Genomic DNA, 17,179 nt, shown 5'->3' with positions numbered 1-17,179 from the left:
AAAAAAGGGAATGTGCCGGGAAGCACACTCCCTTTTTTCTGAATGGAGGCTACTGCATTACATGAATGGCTGATTTGATCTCTGTAAGGAACTGTTGCTCTTGAGGAGAGACTTTTTGATTAGAAAAATTCATGGCACCTTCACGAGAAGATTCAGCCACCTTCTGAGCGACAGAGACAACAAACTGCTTATAGGCCATTGAATCCTGCGGATCAGCCTTATCCATAATCGAAGAAGCATTATTACAAGCTTCAATTGCCAGGGCTTTGGGGTCGTTGGTCGCTGGTTTTTTGATGAGCGAGCGGAGCTCAGCGGTCAACGTATTGCCAATATCTTTAGTGACGTTGACCTTATTTTGTAGCTGCGATCCGAGCTCATTTAAAAATGGGTTGGCAGTTTGTTTTTTTGTCAGCTCCTTCAGCGAATTACTCAACGTCATGACCTCTTCTGCTGCACCGAGCATGCCAGATGGCGATGCAGCGATCATGGCTTTTCCTACAACGACTGGTGTGTCAGCAAGTATTTTCCACTCATCGGGAGAGAAATTTGTTGAAAGATTCATTGTTAACTCCTTGTGTGATGGCAAAACTTTCCGGAGATCCGCCACCAGTATACCTACCTTCCAGACAGGATCGCATCACACAAACGGCTGGTTCTTCTCTCCCACTAATGAGTGAGATAGAGCTAGGAAGACAAAATCACGGTCAAGAGAAATTCTCCGCTTGTATCAATTAGAATCCTGGTCAGACTGGTGGTTGGAATACTCTCCGTCGTAAGGTTGATGCTCTCTCCCTGTCGTGTTGTCGCCTGGATGGAGCGTGCCTGCCCAAAATTTTCAACGATAAGCTCAGATGGTGCACTATTCATAAATTCATAGGTGTGACCTGTTGCTGAGGTCGTCATGGAAAAGAGGCGAGCATTTGAACTGTAGAGCCGCCAGTTGTTATACGTCTTCCCCCCTTTCACTGTCAGCGTATTGGGGCCGGTGCGCAGAAACTGTTCTGGAATTTGCAGTGTGCCGCTGATCGTCTGACCATTCAAGGTCCATTCAACAACCTGATCGCCGCCCTGCTGCTGTTGAATGTTTAAGGTAGAGGCACGAAACTGAAAATACTCGATCTGAGTAATCAAGGTATTGGCTCGTACAGCCAGGCCTTGAGGAAGCGAGTTCAAGAGAAGAGAACTGAGTGAGAACATCAGACTGCCAGCAGAGAAAGGTAGGGCACGCCACCCTTCAGCATCATTCTGATACTCTGTAAGAGCTCCAATGAGTGGATACTTACGTGTCTGGAGCAGGGCATCGCGTATCTCATCTTGAAGCATCTGATGATATTCGGTACTGCTCATCCCAAACTCTTTGAGTGTGCGAGCCAGTGTATTCCAGGGGCAATAGCCATAGTTGCGAATGCCAGGCCAGGTCTGGTAGACCATCTGTGCACTCTTGAGTGCGGTAATGCTATCAGGAAAGAAGGGGCCGATCGAGACCGCCCAGGCATATTCCCAGAAATCCCCCTCAGCAAAGGTATCCCATTTTTGTGTCCCATCCTCAAAGAAAAGCAGGCTTGAATAATAATTCCCCTCTGGATTGATAAAGTTCTTTTTGAGGGAGGTTTGTAACTCACGAGCCAGAGGAACATAGGTAACTGAGCGTGTCTGGTAGAAGGGCGATTGTGCAAGGAGATTTTCGATCATCAAAAGAACATTATACATATTTATATTGTGATAAAGGCTGCCTGCCTTCCAGATCGTTTTCCCTTGATGCTGGCTATCATGAACCCAATGTTCAATTGTCCCATTGACAATATCATAGCCAAAATAGGGAGAGCTCTCGAGCGTCGTCTCACCACGGGTATCGCTGGCAAAGAGTTGAAGTGAGGGTTCATACCGGGTCTCGATAGTGTGATTCAGAATCTTTAGAAGTGGATCAAGAACAGAGGGATGAAGGAGATGAGCATCAGCAGTGGTCTGATAGAGCGTAAACAGGCTCAGTATCGCATAGTAGAGACCATCATCTTCGCTTTTTGACCAGCGGGTGCCAACTGCCTGTAAGAACTCCTCAACAATGATGCCCGCAGCATCTTTTTTCTGATTGGGATTGGCTAATAAGAAAGGCGTCCAGATACCCAACCATTCGGGCAGGCCAGCGCGAGCCATAAAGCTTGTCGTCATAGAGCCATCGCGGATCCAGATAAGATAATAGATACGGTTGAGCGCCCCAAAGCAGGCTCCTCCTTGATCTAAGCCAGAATAGATGATGCGTTTATTGAGATCAATAATGCGCTGTAGCTGCTCATCACTACTCGTGAGCTGTGCAATAGCAAGGGTGGGAGCCAATTGCCGGTTGATGAGATCCGTTAATTCAGGTAATGAAAGCTTCCCCAATGTTTTTACGACGCGTTGAACGTGATAGAGATTCTCCTCTCCACCCAGTAAGATAACATCATTCTCCAGGAGCTGAAGCACAACTCGACCATCCTCAAGCTGGCGGAAACGATTCTCTTCAAAGCCAGGAAAGTGCAGGAATGACACGATCTCTTCGCCTCGATCAGTAAATTTTTCGCTGAGCAGCCCATCTGTAATCGTAAATTTCGCATGAGGCGTTACCGTTATAAGAAGCGGGCAGCGAGCCGCCAGGGCAAAACAATTTTCTTCTGGCAGATTTAAAAAAGTGAGCGTGTTACGAGCGCCTATCGGGGCTTTTGTGTCTATAGTAGTAATAAAAGGATCATAGCCATAATTCTGGACCATAGAGACCGTTATTTCTGGCAAACGCAGGGCTGCAAATAATGTTGTTTGATTATCACGATTAGAGAAGTTTCGCGCCCTAAATTCGCGGCGACGGCCTGCATGAGGTTTATAGACCAGTTCGATTTCCGTCTCTTGTTCATGAAAAAGTAACGTCAAACGATTGCCACAACGATTTTGAAGAAGAACGTTGCTTATACCCTCTTCCACTTGCGATTCCTGGTAATAGTGTTTCATTTCAACTCCCTATGGATAGTGATAAGAGTATCTCTGAAGCCAGTTCACAGTAATGAGCCTCTTCAGACATATTCTAAGATAGAAAAATTGTAAAATAGAAAAAAGTTATGGTATTGATGAAACACTACAAAGAAGAAAAGTCAGTAGAATTTTTACGCTTCTACTGACTTTTGTACTATGAAAGATTTTTAAGATGAGCTGGCTTGAAAGTTTTATTTCAAACCGGCCTGCTGTGAGACGGCACGTGATTGCACAATTAGCCAGCAGCCAATCATCAGAAGAGTCAAGATGATTTCGTAGGGCATCAAGAACCAGAGTCCAAGATGCTGAATAGAATTTCCAGCCAGCCATGAAAAGAGGGCCGCACCCATACTTCCCAGACCAGTGACCAGGCCTATCGCACTGGGCATCAGGCGACCGGGGACACGGCGTGACAGCAAAGCAATTGTTGTGGGGAAGATCGGTCCCAGGCAGAAGCCCATAAAGCCGAGGCCGAGCGCATTGACACCTATTTGAGAGAAGGTCCAGGTTAACAGGAGACCAAGCAGTACACCCAGGAGGCAGAGCTGTATGAGCCATTTATCCCCGATACGATGAGCCATATTCGCCAGAATGATCCGGCCTAGAGTCAGACCAGTCCAGTAGCCGCTGATAATCCAGCCCATCTGAAGCGGCACTCCAAGGCGTAGATCGGTCAAAAACGTAAAGCCCCAGGCACCAGTGCTTACCTCTACCCCGACATAGAAGAGCAAGAAAAACGCAGCCATTGTCACCAGGCGTAAACGAAGGGTTGCAAGGAAGATATTGCCTTGAACCTGATCGCCAGTGCCATGGGGCGTCTCTTGCCATGAGCGGAAGGCCAGCAAAAATCCGGCTAAGAGCACTGCCGCCGCCGCTGCCTCCACTGCATAAACAAGATTCCAGCCTGACGAAAGCGCGATAATACTCGATGCTAAGAGTGGTCCGATCAGCGCTCCCAGACCATAGAAGGCATGGAGAAAATTAAACACCACGGTATTATCAGGAAAAGTGGCAATATAGGCATTGAAGCCAGGGTCCACTATTGCCGCGCAGGCTCCAATCAGAAAGAGGAGCGCCATTACCATGACAAACGGAGGATGGAGGCTAAGAAGAATAAACAGTACAACGTAGAGAAGAATGCCTGTAATCAAATAAGTGCGTAAGCCAAGTTTCTCCATCATCCAGCCGCTACTCAAGGTCGTTGGAAGGTAGCCAAGTGTAGAGCAGAGGAAGAGCAGACCAATGGTCGCGTCATTGACGTGATAATAACTGCGAAAGCTTGGAATAAGAATACCAATGACGCCATCATTGAGCCCGACCAGAAGCAGGGCAAAAAAAGCAACCCAGACACGATAGCGCACAATAGGCTGTTTGTGCCATGCTAGTGAAGGAGTGGAAGCAGGAGAGTTCACAAAGATATCCAATCTAATGTATGACAGTGAGAGTATAAAATATTTTACTTGCTGATAATAATAATGCAATGTTGCATCTTACTATAGTGAAATTTTTTCGTTTCTCTCTGGTCAGAGTAACCGACATGATTTAGATTGTCAACCAGCTTTACTCACAATCCTGCCACAAAATCCTGCTGAACTAACTCTACAATTTAGCATTCAGTGGGCAAGAGCAGAATCTAGTACTGTCCAGGAGGGGGGGAATTTCTCTCTCCATCATCAATAACCAGCACCCAATCTGGACCATTGTCTGGAGAACGAATGCTGAATGACGAGGAACGTTCAATCTCTCCATACAACATGGGCTCCCCTGTGCGAGGATTATACCACCAGATCTTGAGGCGTGAGCTGCTTAATGAGCTCAGATCGAGATGTACCTTTTGATTTGCTACTGGGAGATAGACAAAGGCAAAGCTGCCTTCGGAGTCACGTGTTGCGACTACATATTTAGCAGGAACTGCATGTTCTGAAATAAGTAACTTCTGGTCAGGAATACGGGTCAGAAACGGGCGAGAAAGCAGAAGGTTGCGTACATGAAGCATCTGGAAAGCCCCGGGCCGATCGAGAGCGGCGCGCCAATGATAGAGAGGTGCAGCCACCGGTTCGCGCTTCTCTTGATACATTTGCCAGATACTTTGATGCCCATAAGTAATTCCAAATCCACCAGCAAAGATAGAACGATAGGTCTGTTTGCGCACATCGTAATCTGTAAAATAACCGAGCTCAGGTCGCCAGTTGACGGGGTGATCCTCATAATTAGCCTCACCATCGAAGGTTGGGCGAACAGGCAACAATGCATAATCGTGCGCAATCATCTCCCAGGTTGGATTATCATGATTATTGTGGCCTGATTGGAGCATATGAAAATCCAGCCAGTCAGCTTGCTGAAGCCAGGCAGATGAAGAGTAGCCTCCCATGGGATGGAAAGTCATTAGAGAAGGATGCCCCAGACCCTCCTTAAGGCCAGCAGCCATCTGAGCCCAGAACTCCTCAAGGCCATCTGAACTGCGATCTCCCCCCAGTACCCAGATAATATTTGTGGCATTGCGATAACGTTCACCAAGGTAGCGCCCATAAATATAAGCATTCTCATGGGTAAAAATAACCTTAGAATTGGCTGCCCAGGCGGGGCGAATCTTATCGGCCCAGGTTGGAAGCAGGCCAATATAGAGCCCCTGTTCCTCTGCTATCTGCAAAATAGCATCAACATGCTGAAAATAGGCCTCATTAGGGGTCGTTGGATCATCATTGAAGAGTGGAATCTGACCATAAGGATTGGGCGTATGTAAGCCATCTACCTCTGCTAGAATAACTGCCTGAATCACCGAGAAGCCCTTCTGAGAACGATTTTCTAAATAATCGTGAGCCTCTTCGCGCGAGAGACGATGGAAGAGTTCCCAGGCGGTATCGCCAAGCCAGAAGAATGGCTGATTGTCTTCGGTGACCAGATAGCGTCGATTATCACTGACCTTAAGCGTCTGCATTGTCTATCCTTCCTTAGAGCCCTCTCTTCAGTCTATCCTTATCTTCTTAAGGATCTCAACGTACTTTCTTGTACAGCGTCGTTGCAAGAGAAGCCTTACTATCATCATCATACTCTGTAAAGAACGCCTTTGTCTAATAGACCTTTTCTAAAGGAAAGAGAGATAAAGCATACAAAAACGCCAGGGAGATTCAGCCATCTGAATCTTCCTGGCGCTTAAATAAGCAGGTTGTTTACTTACCCATAATAACATGCACATAGTGCTGTGTTTCAGCTGGTGTATAAGCGAGCCAGCGAGCTCCGCCAGCGCGTACAGCGGCATTCACCGTACCAGGGCCAGCATTGTAAGCGGCCAGCGCTTTCGCATAATCACCACCATACATACGATTGTTATCGGCCATCAAGCGAGCAGCGCCATCGAGGGCAGCATTGGGATCGCGGGGATTAACACCCATCGAAGCAGCTGTAGCGGGCATAAACTGAGCAATACCGATGGCACCAGCTGAAGAGCGAGCATTGGGGTTAAAGCCGCTTTCCTGCTGAATCTGACGGACAAAAAGATCTGGATTAATGCCATGTCTGGTTGCTGCTGCTCGGGCTGTTGCCACATAGGGGCTTACCGCCGCAACAGGCGAAGTCTGAACATATTGAATGGTGCTTGAAGTAGAAGGCTGCGCCGCTGCTGCATGTGCTTGAGGAGCGTTTGTGATGGCCTGGAAGCCCATCACTCCAACAAGGGCCAGACCAGCAACGGAACCGGCGACAGCTGCACTCCAGCCAGTTGTCTGTTTTTTATTCGTACGGCGGACAGGATGCAGAGTTGTCGGATTGAGCATACAGAAATTTCCCTTTCGCAGGAGAACTCAATGGATAGTGTCAGGAATGTGCGTGTAAGTCGCTTACTGATACTGTTTGAGTAGTGAGACATCCATGCTGTGATGTTGATCTGTTTCCTTCAATGGTTGAAGTATAGAAGCTCTGCCTCACATATGGCTCACGTTCAGGCAAAAAATTCTACCATTGGGCTCACAAGCGGAAAAGGCGTGCGTGAAGACGATCCTTCTATTGGTTTGAATGGATGAGACACGAAAATACTCTTTCGTCCGTAGGGTTAGTGTTAGTCTCTTGTGAAGCCTGTGTGATCTTCTGTTCGTTAATTGATGAGAAAGTGAGTTGTGGGGATGAAAGCTGTTGTCTATCATGGACTGGGCGATATTCGGCTCGATACAGTCCGCGAGCCCAGGATCAAAGAGCCCACGGATGCCATTATCCGTCTCACAGCCAGCGCGATCTGTGGGACGGATCTGCATATGGTCCGTGGTACCTTTCCAGGCATGCGACCAGGAACGATTCTGGGTCACGAAGGGGTGGGGATAGTAGAGGAAGTGGGCAAAGACGTACGCAATTTTAAACCAGGCGATAGGGTGGTGATCCCCTCAACAATCGGCTGTGGCAATTGTGCCTATTGTCGTCAAGGGTATTATGCACAATGTGATATCGCCAATCCAAAAGGAAAGAATGCGGGGACAGCTTTCTTTGGAGGGCCTGAATTATCCGGTCCATTTGATGGATTGCAAGCCGAATATGCACGTGTGCCCTTTGCCAATGTGAATCTGGTCAGACTTCCTGATGCTATTCCTGATGATGAAGCCATTATGCTGTCAGATATCATCCCTACGGCATACTTTGGTGCCCTTCTGGCTGAGGTAGGTCCTGGTGACACGGTTGCAGTCTTTGGATGTGGACCCGTTGGTCAGTTTGTCATTGCCTGTAGCAAAATTCTGGGAGCGGAGCGTGTTATTGCCATCGACACCATTCCCACTCGCCTGGAGATGGCGCGCAAGCAAGGGGCTGAAACGATTGACTTTAATAGCGCGGATCCAATTGAGGTCATTCATTCGCTCACTCATGGCCTGGGAGCGTATCATGTTATAGATGCAGTGGGGGTAGATGCCAATCAGCCTCATTCAGGTCCAGCGATACCTACACCTGAGCAGAAAAAGCAATTCGCACATGAGCAGAAGCAGGTTGCGCCGGTTAAGAAAGAGAAGGGCGGCAACTGGCATCCGGGCGATGCACCTTCGCAGGTGGCACAATGGGCTGTTGGGTCTATCGCTAAAGGTGGCACATTGGGCATTGTTGGCGTCTATCCCCAGACGGCAACGTCCTTTCCAATTGGAGCCGCCATGGAGAAGCAGCTCAAGATCAATATGGGCAATTGTAATCATCGTAAGTACCTCCCCGAGCTCGTGCGTTTTGTGGAGGCTGGTCTTCTTGCACCTTCTCGCGTGCTCACACAACATCAGCAACTGTTGTCAGCCATTGATGCCTACAGAGCCTTTGATGAACGTCAGCCCGGCTGGATTAAGGTAGAGCTCGTGCCAGCAAAGAGCCCGGTTATCGTATAGAGGAGGATCACGAAGATGAAAGCAGTTGTTTTCCATGGAGTTGGAGATATTCGCCTGGATGATGTGACCGAGCCAAAGTTACAAGAAGCGACCGATGCGATTGTCCGTATTACAGGGACCGCCATCTGTGGCACTGATCTCCATCTTGTACGCGGGACAGAGGCTGGTATGGAGCCCAATACGATCCTTGGACACGAAGCAATTGGCGTTGTGGAGCAGATTGGTTCAAACGTCAAAGAGATTCAGGTTGGTGATCGTGTCGTTGTGACCTCCTCTATTACCTGTGGCACCTGTGAAAAGTGCCAGGCTGGCCGTTATGATCTGTGCCTCAAGGCCAATCCCAATGGACCCAGAGGCGCAACAGCCTTCTTTGGTGGCCCCAAAACCACAGGATCATTTCAAGGACTGCAAGCTGAAAAGGCGCGCATCCCCTTTGCAGACAATACCCTTATAAAATTGCCAAACTCTATTAGTGATGAGCAAGCGATCCTGCTCTCTGACATCTTTCCCACAGCATACTACGGAGCGGAGCTGGCAGAGATTAAAGCAGGGAACGTGGTTGCTATCTTTGGTTGTGGGCCCGTAGGTCTCGCGACCATTATGTGTGCTCAGCTGTTAGGGGCTGGCCGCATTTTTGCCGTTGACACCATCCCTTCGCGCCTGGAAAAAGCTCGTGAGCTTGGTGCAGAGGTCATCGATTATAACGCGGAAGATCCAGTTAAAGCGATCAAGCGGTTTACTGACCAGATCGGAGCAGACCGTGTTATTGATGCTGTCGGAGTGGATGCCAATCGTCCGCATCATGGTTTACATAAGCTAAAATCGGCTGTACTTGGTGTGCTGCATAAATCCAATGGTCACAATGGCCATTCAATTCAACAAGAGTCTAATCCACAGGGCGATAACTGGCATCCAGGAGATGCTCCTGGTCGTGCGCTCTCATGGGGAGTGGAAGCAACCGCCAAAGCTGGTACCTTCTCAATCATAGGGGTGTATCCAGAAGTTGTGCAAGAATTTCCGTTGGGCATGGCGATGAATAGAAATATTACTGTCACTATGGGTCACTGTCCACACCGTAAATATATTCCTCATCTGATCGAACTGGTTACTGATGGTGTGCTTGATCCTACTGTCATTCTGACAGAAAAAGAGAGCCTTACCTCCGCCATAGATGCCTACAAAGCCTTTGATGAACGGCAACCAGGCTGGATCAAAGTTATGCTCCAGCCAGCAATGTCCTAGCTTGAATATTCAGCCTGCTCAGTTGGCCCAAAGATTAGGTGATCCTCGACGTTTTCGTCTGGCAACAATGCGCGAGCGCCATTAATCTTTGAGAATGGAAGCCACATAGGCGAATAGTGTTCTCGACAGTCATCTTCATGGCCTGCGTTTTATGAGCAAGGCGCATTTTTGACTTCTGGTCATCCTGAATGGTAAAAGATCAACAGCGCGCCTTGTTCAACAGACATGTATCATCAACGCGAGCTCTACATTATGTGCAATCTATCGCAACATCCCTTTATTTTGCTGGGCGTTCGAGCGCGATCACAGGAATCTCACGAGATGTTTTCTTTTGATATTCGGCATAGGGAGGGAAGACCTCAGCCGCTCTGCGATAAGCTTTTTCGCGCTCTGCACCGGAAAGGATGTTTGCCGTTGTGGTAAACTTCTCGTTTCCAACTTCAACTGTAACCTCAGGATGGGCTAAAATATTGAGAAACCAATCAGGATGTTTAGGATCGCCACCTTTAGATGCGACAGCCAGTATGCGATCGCCATCAGGAACATACATCAACGGAGCAATACGAGGTTGACCAGTTTTAGCTCCCGTAGTAGTGAGAAGGATCAATGCTGCCCCCCCTCTAACATGGCCATGATTAGCACGAAATTCCTCGATTACGTGCTGATTGCGCTCATTCCATTCATTCATTGAGCAGATCTCCTCTGTAGTTTTGTGGTAGACAAATAGGTTTTCAATACTCTATTCTAGCATAAGATTGCTACTCATGTTTTCTCTTTTCTTGCAGTTCAGAGTGTTCCAGTACGAAGTTGGTCCTCTGGCGGCCAACGAGGTTCTCGCATCGGGAAGAGCAGGAAGAAGAGGAAAAAGACCGCATCAGGAAATTGAGCGCGCCTACCCGCCTCTCTTCCTCTTCCTGGTTCATAGCCTCGACTGCAAGAATTGGAACGCCTTCTTGCAGTCGAGGCTTCATACACGACAGGCCTCCGAAAGTTACAGAAGTGACTTTCGGAGGCCTGGTATTTCTAGCTTACAAGCAGTAATTATTTGGTTAAGGCTGCTAATTCAGCCAGGAGCCGGGCTGGTTCCAGACGACGAGTGAAATCGGCGTCAACATGAGCAAACGTAATAGTGCCATCCTGAGCAATAATAAAAGTTGCGGGCATCGGAATCTCCCAGGACGTGTCGCCATTAAAGGAGGGCAGGTCAGAGCCTATTTGAGTGAATAAAGAGCGCAATTGCTCATCTAATGAGAAGACAATGCCATATTGGTGGGCGATTCTATTGCCTGCATCACTCAGAACATGAAAAGTGAGAGCGTGTTTCTCTGCTAGAGAGAGCGAGTGATCGGCATTTTGTGGTGAGATTGCAACTAAGGTTGCACCTGCTGCCGTAATTTGAGGCAGGATCTGTTGATAGGCATGTAATTGAAGGTTGCAGTAAGGACACCACTCACCACGGTAGAAAGTGACGACAACTGGCCCTTCCTGTAGCAGTGTGGCTAACTCGACGTGTTTCCCTAATGCATCAGGTAGCTTAAAATCTGGAGCCTTCTGCCCTGCCTTCAGACCCTGTTGGGCCAGCCCAGAGTTGACCAGATCATCAATGTGCTGCTGTACCTGTGCCATCACTGCGGGCGGAGCCTGTTTAGACATCTGACTTTTAAAAGCATCGAGCTGCTGCTGTAGAGTTGTTGTTGTTGACATAAGTGAGCCTTTCTTAGACTATCTTCACATTGTAAGTTAGTTAACTAACTTACAATGTGCGAAAAAAAAACTGGTTGTATCTACATGTATATCTGAAAAAAGAAGCCCTTGACCACATCAGGCAAGGTCTTCTAACCAGGCTTCCAGTCGTAAAATTTTACGTTCTAGAAATTCAGGTGTATGCAATGAATGCGTCAAAAGATAGGCACCTTGCATCCCTGAGAGCAAGTCAAGTGCCAGATCAGCAGATGCATCCCCTTTGCCCAACAGGCGGAATTGTTGTTCGGCCCAATCCAGGTATAAGCGAAATAGATCACCAGAGCGATCACTGGTCAGGTCGCTTTGTTTCTCTAATTCCTGGCATAAACTGGCATAAGGGCAGCCGAACCTTGCCAACTGATTTTGAAATGCACGCCCAGAACCAGCCAGCAATTTCAGACGTGTAAGTGGCTCAGAAGAAGATTGTTCAAAGCGAGCTAGAGCGCTGCGAATCTCATCCAGGCGTGAATCCAACACAGCATCAATCAAAGCATCTTTCGTGCGGAAATAATAATAGACATTTCCCAATGGTACATCAGATGCCTTTGCAACATTTGCTAGCGTTGTCTGTGCAACCCCTTGCTCGTACATCTGTTGTTGAGCGGCTTTAATCAAGCGTTCTCGTTTCTCGCCTCTTGCCATCGTGCTCTGGAACCTCCGTTTGATGATCTGATGGTGATTTTAGTCAGATAACTAACTGAATTATGGATTAAAAAAGTGACTATGTCAAGTAGGGTGGCACTCAGATGAAATCAGAGAGATGGAGCAGCGGTCACTGATCCTAAGAAAAGGTTCCCTAAGATCAGTGAAAATGATGTCTGAGAGTGAAAGATTCTATCAGCAATAACAATGTCGGGACTAATCCTAGCTTAAGACGCAGGTAAGGCTGGTCGGCTCTTTTGTTGTCTGGAGCGGTTGCATATTTGTTTGCTGTTTGCCAGGCAGAATAGGTTTACTGGCCGTCGTTGTCGCATAAAGCAGCAATTCTTGACGTTTAGCATCATAAGCCAGACTGTGATAGCCTCCCTCAAAGGGTGCGGAGCTAACGGTGAGCTGCCAATTGGCCCCATCCCAGGTCCAGGTATCATGCAGGCTGGTTGGACCATCGCCAACGCCTGCCACCAGAAAGCTCTGTTGTAACTGAGCATGATAGGTAAGATTGGCCCAGGTACGTGCTGGTGGGTTTACGATGGGAGCGGCCTGTATCCATTGTGAGCCGTTTAGTAGCCATGTATCGCCCAGGATAGTTGTCTGGGAGACCCCTCCGAAGAGCACAGCTTGCTGATACTGCTGATCATATGTCAGGCAGGCACCGCGGCGGGCATCAGGTGTGCCAGTTGTGCTGATCTGCTGCCATGACTGACCATCCCAGGCCCAGGTATCATTCAACAATGCTCCAACGCGGCCATCCAGTGCTTCTCCTCCAAACAAGACAACGCACTTTTGCCCTGCATCATAGGTCATGCTGGCTCCTAGCCGTGGCTGTGGTGATTGGGTCGAACTTGCTTGCTGCCAGTTGGACCCATCCCAGAGCCATGTATCGCCCAGAGGCATTCCATGTGCATCTACGCCCCCAAATAATACCACTGTCTGTCGTTGTTCATCATAGGTCATTACTGCTTGTAGACGTGCGGGTGGGACTGTCTTTGGCTTTAGCTCTTTCCAGGTCGAACCATCCCAGGCCCAGGTGTCATGCTTGCCGCCACCACCAAAGAGTAGACTATATCCATGACTGCCAGCATAGACAACGCTTCCCGCCTTGCGAGGAGCTGGTTGCTGAGCTGGATTTAGCAGCTTCCACTGTCGACTTTGCGTCTGTTGAATTGACATACGTACCTTCCTCTTCTTGTACTGTCTTCTCATCAGGGACACCACTGTGACACCTTCTGTCAGCCAGAAAGTCTGATACTATCTCGTGATGGATCTGGGTGGGAAAGCAGACGGAGGCTGACAAAAGAAAGAATCGTCAGCCATTTAGCAAGATGAATACATGGACCCGCCAGTGATGGCACTGAAACTGATGTTCTGCTGAATAGCAACATTGAAATCGCCGCAGTCGCAATCGCTGATCCAGTATTGCCAGAGGACAGGTTTCATGGTTCCCAGGCCAATGTTTACGACCGTGGAGTTAAGGCGTGCGGCGACCGTGGTCAGGGTATTACAGGAATTATCGCAGGGATCGCAGATATCTCCACCACAGGTATCACAGCCCGTTAGCCAGAGTACAAATGAGGTTGCAGTTTTAAAGTTCGTGCCAAAAAACTGGCTCCAGGTATTGGGGCTGACATAAATACCTGGCCAGACCACAGGATTTGAGGGTGTAATATTATAGAGTTCGGTACAAAAGCCATTGATAACATCTTGATTAGGACCATAGTTGCCAGCGCTCCAGCCACCGAAGCCCGATTCAATATCGCCGAAGACGGTATAGCCATGAATATAGCTCTCATAGGGGCTATGGTACCAGGCATTCCAGGCATTATCAGCCTGCTTTTTTCCCCAATCGTAGGCTGAATAACTTCCCCGGCTATCTGGTCCAACAACTCCCCAATAGCCAAAGGTATTTGAGGCTCCGGCGGCACTTGCAGCAGCCGTATTAAAATAATAGCCATCTCCGCTGGGTTCGCCACCGTAGCCCATACGACCAACATAGAAGTTTTGTGCGATCTGGCAGCATGACTGTGAATTACTGTCAGTTCCCCAGTAGGTCGGGACTGCTGCATGAGATGTTGTTGTAAATAACCCGGCTGCGCTCACCGCCAATCCGCCAGCTGCGGCCAGACGAATCAGTTCGCGTCGGGTTAAGCCTTGTTTTGGAGGGACGGCTACAGCTGTAAGCTCCTGGCAGATCTCTTCTTCCGTTGCGCCATGTTGTTTTGCCAGTTCAAAATAATTTTCAGCACATGAGAAACAGCCACTTTTGGCCTTCTGTATACCCATTTTTAGCGCATCAGCATGAATCTGTTCTGAGGGGCGTTGGCGAAGTCTCATTCTGAGTCCTTTCGATATGTAGACCTGTCATACGAATAAAATAATCCTATATAAAACAAAATACTATAAGGATTTTTTTTACATCAGTTCTCCTCTCACTGCATATTCGACTAAAGCCAATGGAGCATTGAATATATTCTATAATAGATATAACATATTCATTCAGTAATTTCAATAAGCGGCTACTAACGCGAGAAAATTTCATTTTGCGAGGGCCATATGAGCAAAAGAATAGTATGAGAGAGACACTCTTGATGAATGGGAAAAATAATTTTGCAGGAATAGCCCCTTCTTACCGCAGTTTTAGGGAGCAGATTATAAGAACAGGACCGACTCAGAGCCGGAATGTTCTGTATAGAGGCGGTGAAAAGATTGCATTGCGACAAAAAATAGACTATGCTTAGAGAGGATCATAGATCTTCTTATGGTCCCGTTCCTCAAGCCATGTCCCACATATGTAATGGCGTCTGGAACATATCTTCTTCAAAGGCCAATTGGCAGCTTTTGAGAATGTCTGTCTCCTCTCTCATTTTACTCTTTCCTCAGCAATTGTCTGTGAGTGCTTCTGGATCTGAGTAGAACGATATCTGTCACCATTGTTATGAGATCTGTTATCCGATCTCCTCACCATCCTGTATGCATGCCTGTAACGGTATGCTTCTAGCGACGCTGGCCTCTGTCATTCATAAAGCAGAGACCTGTTATCTCATTGCACCAGGGCGTCTGTATCAGACCCCTGTGAGAGAAGAAAGAGTAAAAAATATGAACAATGCAGAATATTTGAAGCAGAAGAATCTCCTCCCAGAGACGACCACCTATCAGGAACTCTTAGCAGTTCTTACTAGTTATGGAGAGAATCACTGGTGGGTGTCGGATGATCCTCGCGTGCGAGCCTACTATCAGACATTAGACCAGAGCAGCCCTTTTATTCTCCCCTATCGGCAATATATGGCCGACCTCACGCTTCTGCTCGGACGAGAAGTTCAGGTGTACGAGATCAGAATGAGTAATAAAGAGGCGCTTAAGCAAGAAGTAGAGCAGGCTTGGGAAAAAAGCGAATTGAACACTATGGCAAGTGCTCAATAAGTTCCTTAAGTTCCTAGTGTACATACTTTTTGCGAGGGAGGCGAGACTGATGGCTGATACAATTCATCAAATGCGATTGTCCATGCGTTTAGATGCGTATCTCAGAACCTATGAAAGCAAGCATACGAGTAATGATTCTCCTTCGGAACGCGAGTGGAACGTTGTCTGGGAAGTAGCTAACACTGCTCGCGTCAGTCAAGAACTTACGTCTGAGCTTGTTGATGATGTGCGAATAGCCCTGAATAATCTTTAGCCTCGATGCCTACCTCCCGACGGCCTGCACGTACGATTGCACACAGGGAGATAGGCTATGATCGCTATCCTAACGTGGAAGACCGGGCCCCAGAATAAAGAAGTAGACAATAAGTGCAACGCCACCAAGCGCAATCCAGATCCAATCGCGTGTTGGCGTTATAAAAACTTCAGCATTTCCAGCCTGGGTTTTATTGACCAGACCCCCAATCCACAGCAAAAAAGCTGTTCCACCAAATGAAGAGGCGGCGGCAGAGATCAGTATCAGCAGAGGGCTGGTAGGATTAAGCGCACCGGCCAGCGTATTGGTCAAACTTCCGACAAAGTATGAGATAAGCGTTAACGTTTGAGCTCTTGTTCTGCGTTGAGAGGGATCGGCACCCAGGAATGGGCGTATGCTTCGCACGCCATACCTCAGGCCCAGCAGTGAGATGAGAATACCAAGCAGAGTGAAACCTATTTTCCAGATGATTGGGTTGGGCAAGCCTTGAATAAAATCGTTCCAGTCACCAATGCCTGCAAACGTGAGTACCATCAGGTAACCGCCAGGGATAAGCAGATTGATGGTTGTAAGTAACCAGAGAAAATAACGCGTTCCTGGGGACATTTTTGGGATGATACGTTGAAGCGTAAGGCCAATCAGTGCTGTGATAAGATTTGCAACACAGCCAGCCGCCGCTACAGCACGAACTTTCCAGGCATCGATATGAGTGAAATCTACTTCCAGATCGACTGAAGTCACACGAGTTGGATGCAATCCCACCAGGAGCGCGGCCAGACCATGCCCCAGTGCTTCATGAACAACTACTCCCAGCAGATAGGCCACAATAGCGATGGCTGCCACCGTTATCAAATCAATGCGTGCTGTAGGAGCCAGCACCTGCTCTGTATCCGTTCTCACAGGCTGTTCTTGCATTGGCGAAAATTCCATTGATACATCTCCTTCTTCTCACGGTATGCTGAAGTCATATAATAAGTCTGACTATAGTTTTAGCCATGGCAAAAAACCTCTGCTAGAGCATACGTTGCAGATTTTGGCATACCTTCACTTCTTTTATCATATGATTTGTTCCCTAAATTTTTGTTTCCTAAACTTCAGTATAGCCAGAATCCGATCAATAAACAAGCATTATCCAGTTTCGTCAGAGATAGCAATCTCATGCCTCTTGTGGGCTTGCTTTATACTAATTGGTACCCATTACAATTTTCTCAAAAATAGTGTATACTAAGAGAGGCTGATAAAATTTGTTATGAGCATTACCCTCCAACTAGATCTCTTGTAGAAACTGGCGATCAGAATCTCCATGCATGAACGGACCCTGCCATCTGAGGATGGTTTTGTTCTCTCTTGCGGGGATAGACCTTCTCTCCTTTTCATTGGAGACAATGCCAATGCAAGGTTCGGCTCTTGTAAGCCGTGAAAGGAGAACAGGAGAGACTAGGAATGTTTCTTCCTGTATCCCTACTCCTTGTGCTTCTCCAGAGTGATCTCTAGCTATTCTATTTCTCCATGCGAG

At 47.8% G+C, this 17,179-nt stretch carries 15 protein-coding genes; 4 read left to right on the top strand and 11 right to left on the bottom strand.

Features of this window, described 5'->3' with window-relative positions; translation table 11 throughout:
• Positions 1 to 49: 49 nt before the first annotated feature.
• The 5 genes from EL628_RS28260 to EL628_RS30920 form a co-directional block, all read right to left on the bottom strand.
• The gene (locus tag EL628_RS28260) at positions 50 to 562 is read right to left on the bottom strand and encodes a hypothetical protein (protein ID WP_126583319.1); all 513 of its coding nucleotides are present in this window, start codon (positions 560 to 562) and stop codon (positions 50 to 52) included.
• Between the two features lie 122 nt (positions 563 to 684).
• Positions 685 to 2,982: a hypothetical protein gene (locus EL628_RS28255; RefSeq protein ID WP_126583318.1), complete on the bottom strand. Its 2,298-nt coding sequence runs from the start codon at positions 2,980 to 2,982 to the stop codon at positions 685 to 687.
• 212 nt (positions 2,983 to 3,194) lie between these two features.
• A complete protein-coding gene (locus EL628_RS28250; RefSeq protein ID WP_161975844.1) occupies positions 3,195 to 4,415 on the bottom strand; it encodes an MFS transporter in 1,221 nt (406 codons plus the stop codon).
• A 221-nt stretch (positions 4,416 to 4,636) separates the two neighbouring features.
• Complete coding sequence (locus EL628_RS28245) at positions 4,637 to 5,941, bottom strand: glycoside hydrolase family 140 protein (protein ID WP_126583316.1); 1,305 nt, start codon at positions 5,939 to 5,941, stop codon at positions 4,637 to 4,639.
• Between the two features lie 232 nt (positions 5,942 to 6,173).
• On the bottom strand, positions 6,174 to 6,776 hold the full coding sequence (locus EL628_RS30920; protein WP_126583315.1) for a lytic transglycosylase domain-containing protein: 603 nt from the start codon (positions 6,774 to 6,776) through the stop codon (positions 6,174 to 6,176).
• A gap of 345 nt (positions 6,777 to 7,121) precedes the next feature.
• Between EL628_RS30920 and EL628_RS28235 the strand changes: the two genes are divergently transcribed.
• Both EL628_RS28235 and EL628_RS28230 read left to right on the top strand, forming a co-directional pair.
• The gene (locus EL628_RS28235; protein WP_126583314.1) at positions 7,122 to 8,348 is read left to right on the top strand and encodes a zinc-dependent alcohol dehydrogenase; all 1,227 of its coding nucleotides are present in this window, start codon (positions 7,122 to 7,124) and stop codon (positions 8,346 to 8,348) included.
• A gap of 15 nt (positions 8,349 to 8,363) precedes the next feature.
• Positions 8,364 to 9,590: a zinc-dependent alcohol dehydrogenase gene (locus tag EL628_RS28230; RefSeq protein ID WP_126583313.1), complete on the top strand. Its 1,227-nt coding sequence runs from the start codon at positions 8,364 to 8,366 to the stop codon at positions 9,588 to 9,590.
• 277 nt (positions 9,591 to 9,867) lie between these two features.
• Here EL628_RS28230 and EL628_RS28225 read toward each other — a convergent pair whose 3' ends face one another.
• The 5 genes from EL628_RS28225 to EL628_RS28205 form a co-directional block, all read right to left on the bottom strand.
• Complete coding sequence (locus tag EL628_RS28225; RefSeq protein ID WP_126583312.1) at positions 9,868 to 10,278, bottom strand: nitroreductase family deazaflavin-dependent oxidoreductase; 411 nt, start codon at positions 10,276 to 10,278, stop codon at positions 9,868 to 9,870.
• A 353-nt stretch (positions 10,279 to 10,631) separates the two neighbouring features.
• A complete protein-coding gene (locus EL628_RS28220) occupies positions 10,632 to 11,294 on the bottom strand; it encodes a peroxiredoxin-like family protein (RefSeq protein WP_126583311.1) in 663 nt (220 codons plus the stop codon).
• Between the two features lie 117 nt (positions 11,295 to 11,411).
• On the bottom strand, positions 11,412 to 11,975 hold the full coding sequence (locus tag EL628_RS28215; protein ID WP_126583310.1) for a TetR/AcrR family transcriptional regulator: 564 nt from the start codon (positions 11,973 to 11,975) through the stop codon (positions 11,412 to 11,414).
• 222 nt (positions 11,976 to 12,197) lie between these two features.
• On the bottom strand, positions 12,198 to 13,163 hold the full coding sequence (locus tag EL628_RS28210; RefSeq protein WP_161975843.1) for a Kelch repeat-containing protein: 966 nt from the start codon (positions 13,161 to 13,163) through the stop codon (positions 12,198 to 12,200).
• Positions 13,164 to 13,307: 144 nt separating this feature from the next.
• Positions 13,308 to 14,324, bottom strand: a complete 1,017-nt coding sequence (locus EL628_RS28205) for a glycoside hydrolase family 25 domain-containing protein (protein WP_126583308.1) — start codon at positions 14,322 to 14,324, stop codon at positions 13,308 to 13,310.
• A 762-nt stretch (positions 14,325 to 15,086) separates the two neighbouring features.
• Here EL628_RS28205 and EL628_RS28200 point away from each other — a divergent pair.
• Entirely contained in the window at positions 15,087 to 15,410 is a 324-nt protein-coding gene (locus tag EL628_RS28200; RefSeq protein WP_126583307.1) for a hypothetical protein, read from the top strand.
• Between the two features lie 49 nt (positions 15,411 to 15,459).
• A complete protein-coding gene (locus tag EL628_RS28195; protein WP_126583306.1) occupies positions 15,460 to 15,663 on the top strand; it encodes a hypothetical protein in 204 nt (67 codons plus the stop codon).
• 69 nt (positions 15,664 to 15,732) lie between these two features.
• On the opposite strand, the gene EL628_RS28190 is transcribed toward EL628_RS28195, so the two are convergent.
• Entirely contained in the window at positions 15,733 to 16,593 is an 861-nt protein-coding gene (locus tag EL628_RS28190; RefSeq protein WP_126583305.1) for a zinc metalloprotease, read from the bottom strand.
• Between the last annotated feature and the right edge of the window lie 586 nt (positions 16,594 to 17,179).

This window comes from Tengunoibacter tsumagoiensis (genome assembly GCF_003967535.1).
GTDB classification, from domain to species: domain Bacteria; phylum Chloroflexota; class Ktedonobacteria; order Ktedonobacterales; family Ktedonobacteraceae; genus Tengunoibacter; species Tengunoibacter tsumagoiensis.
Note: the sequence above shows the minus strand (reverse complement) of the source record. Positions and strands in the feature narration are given on the sequence as shown.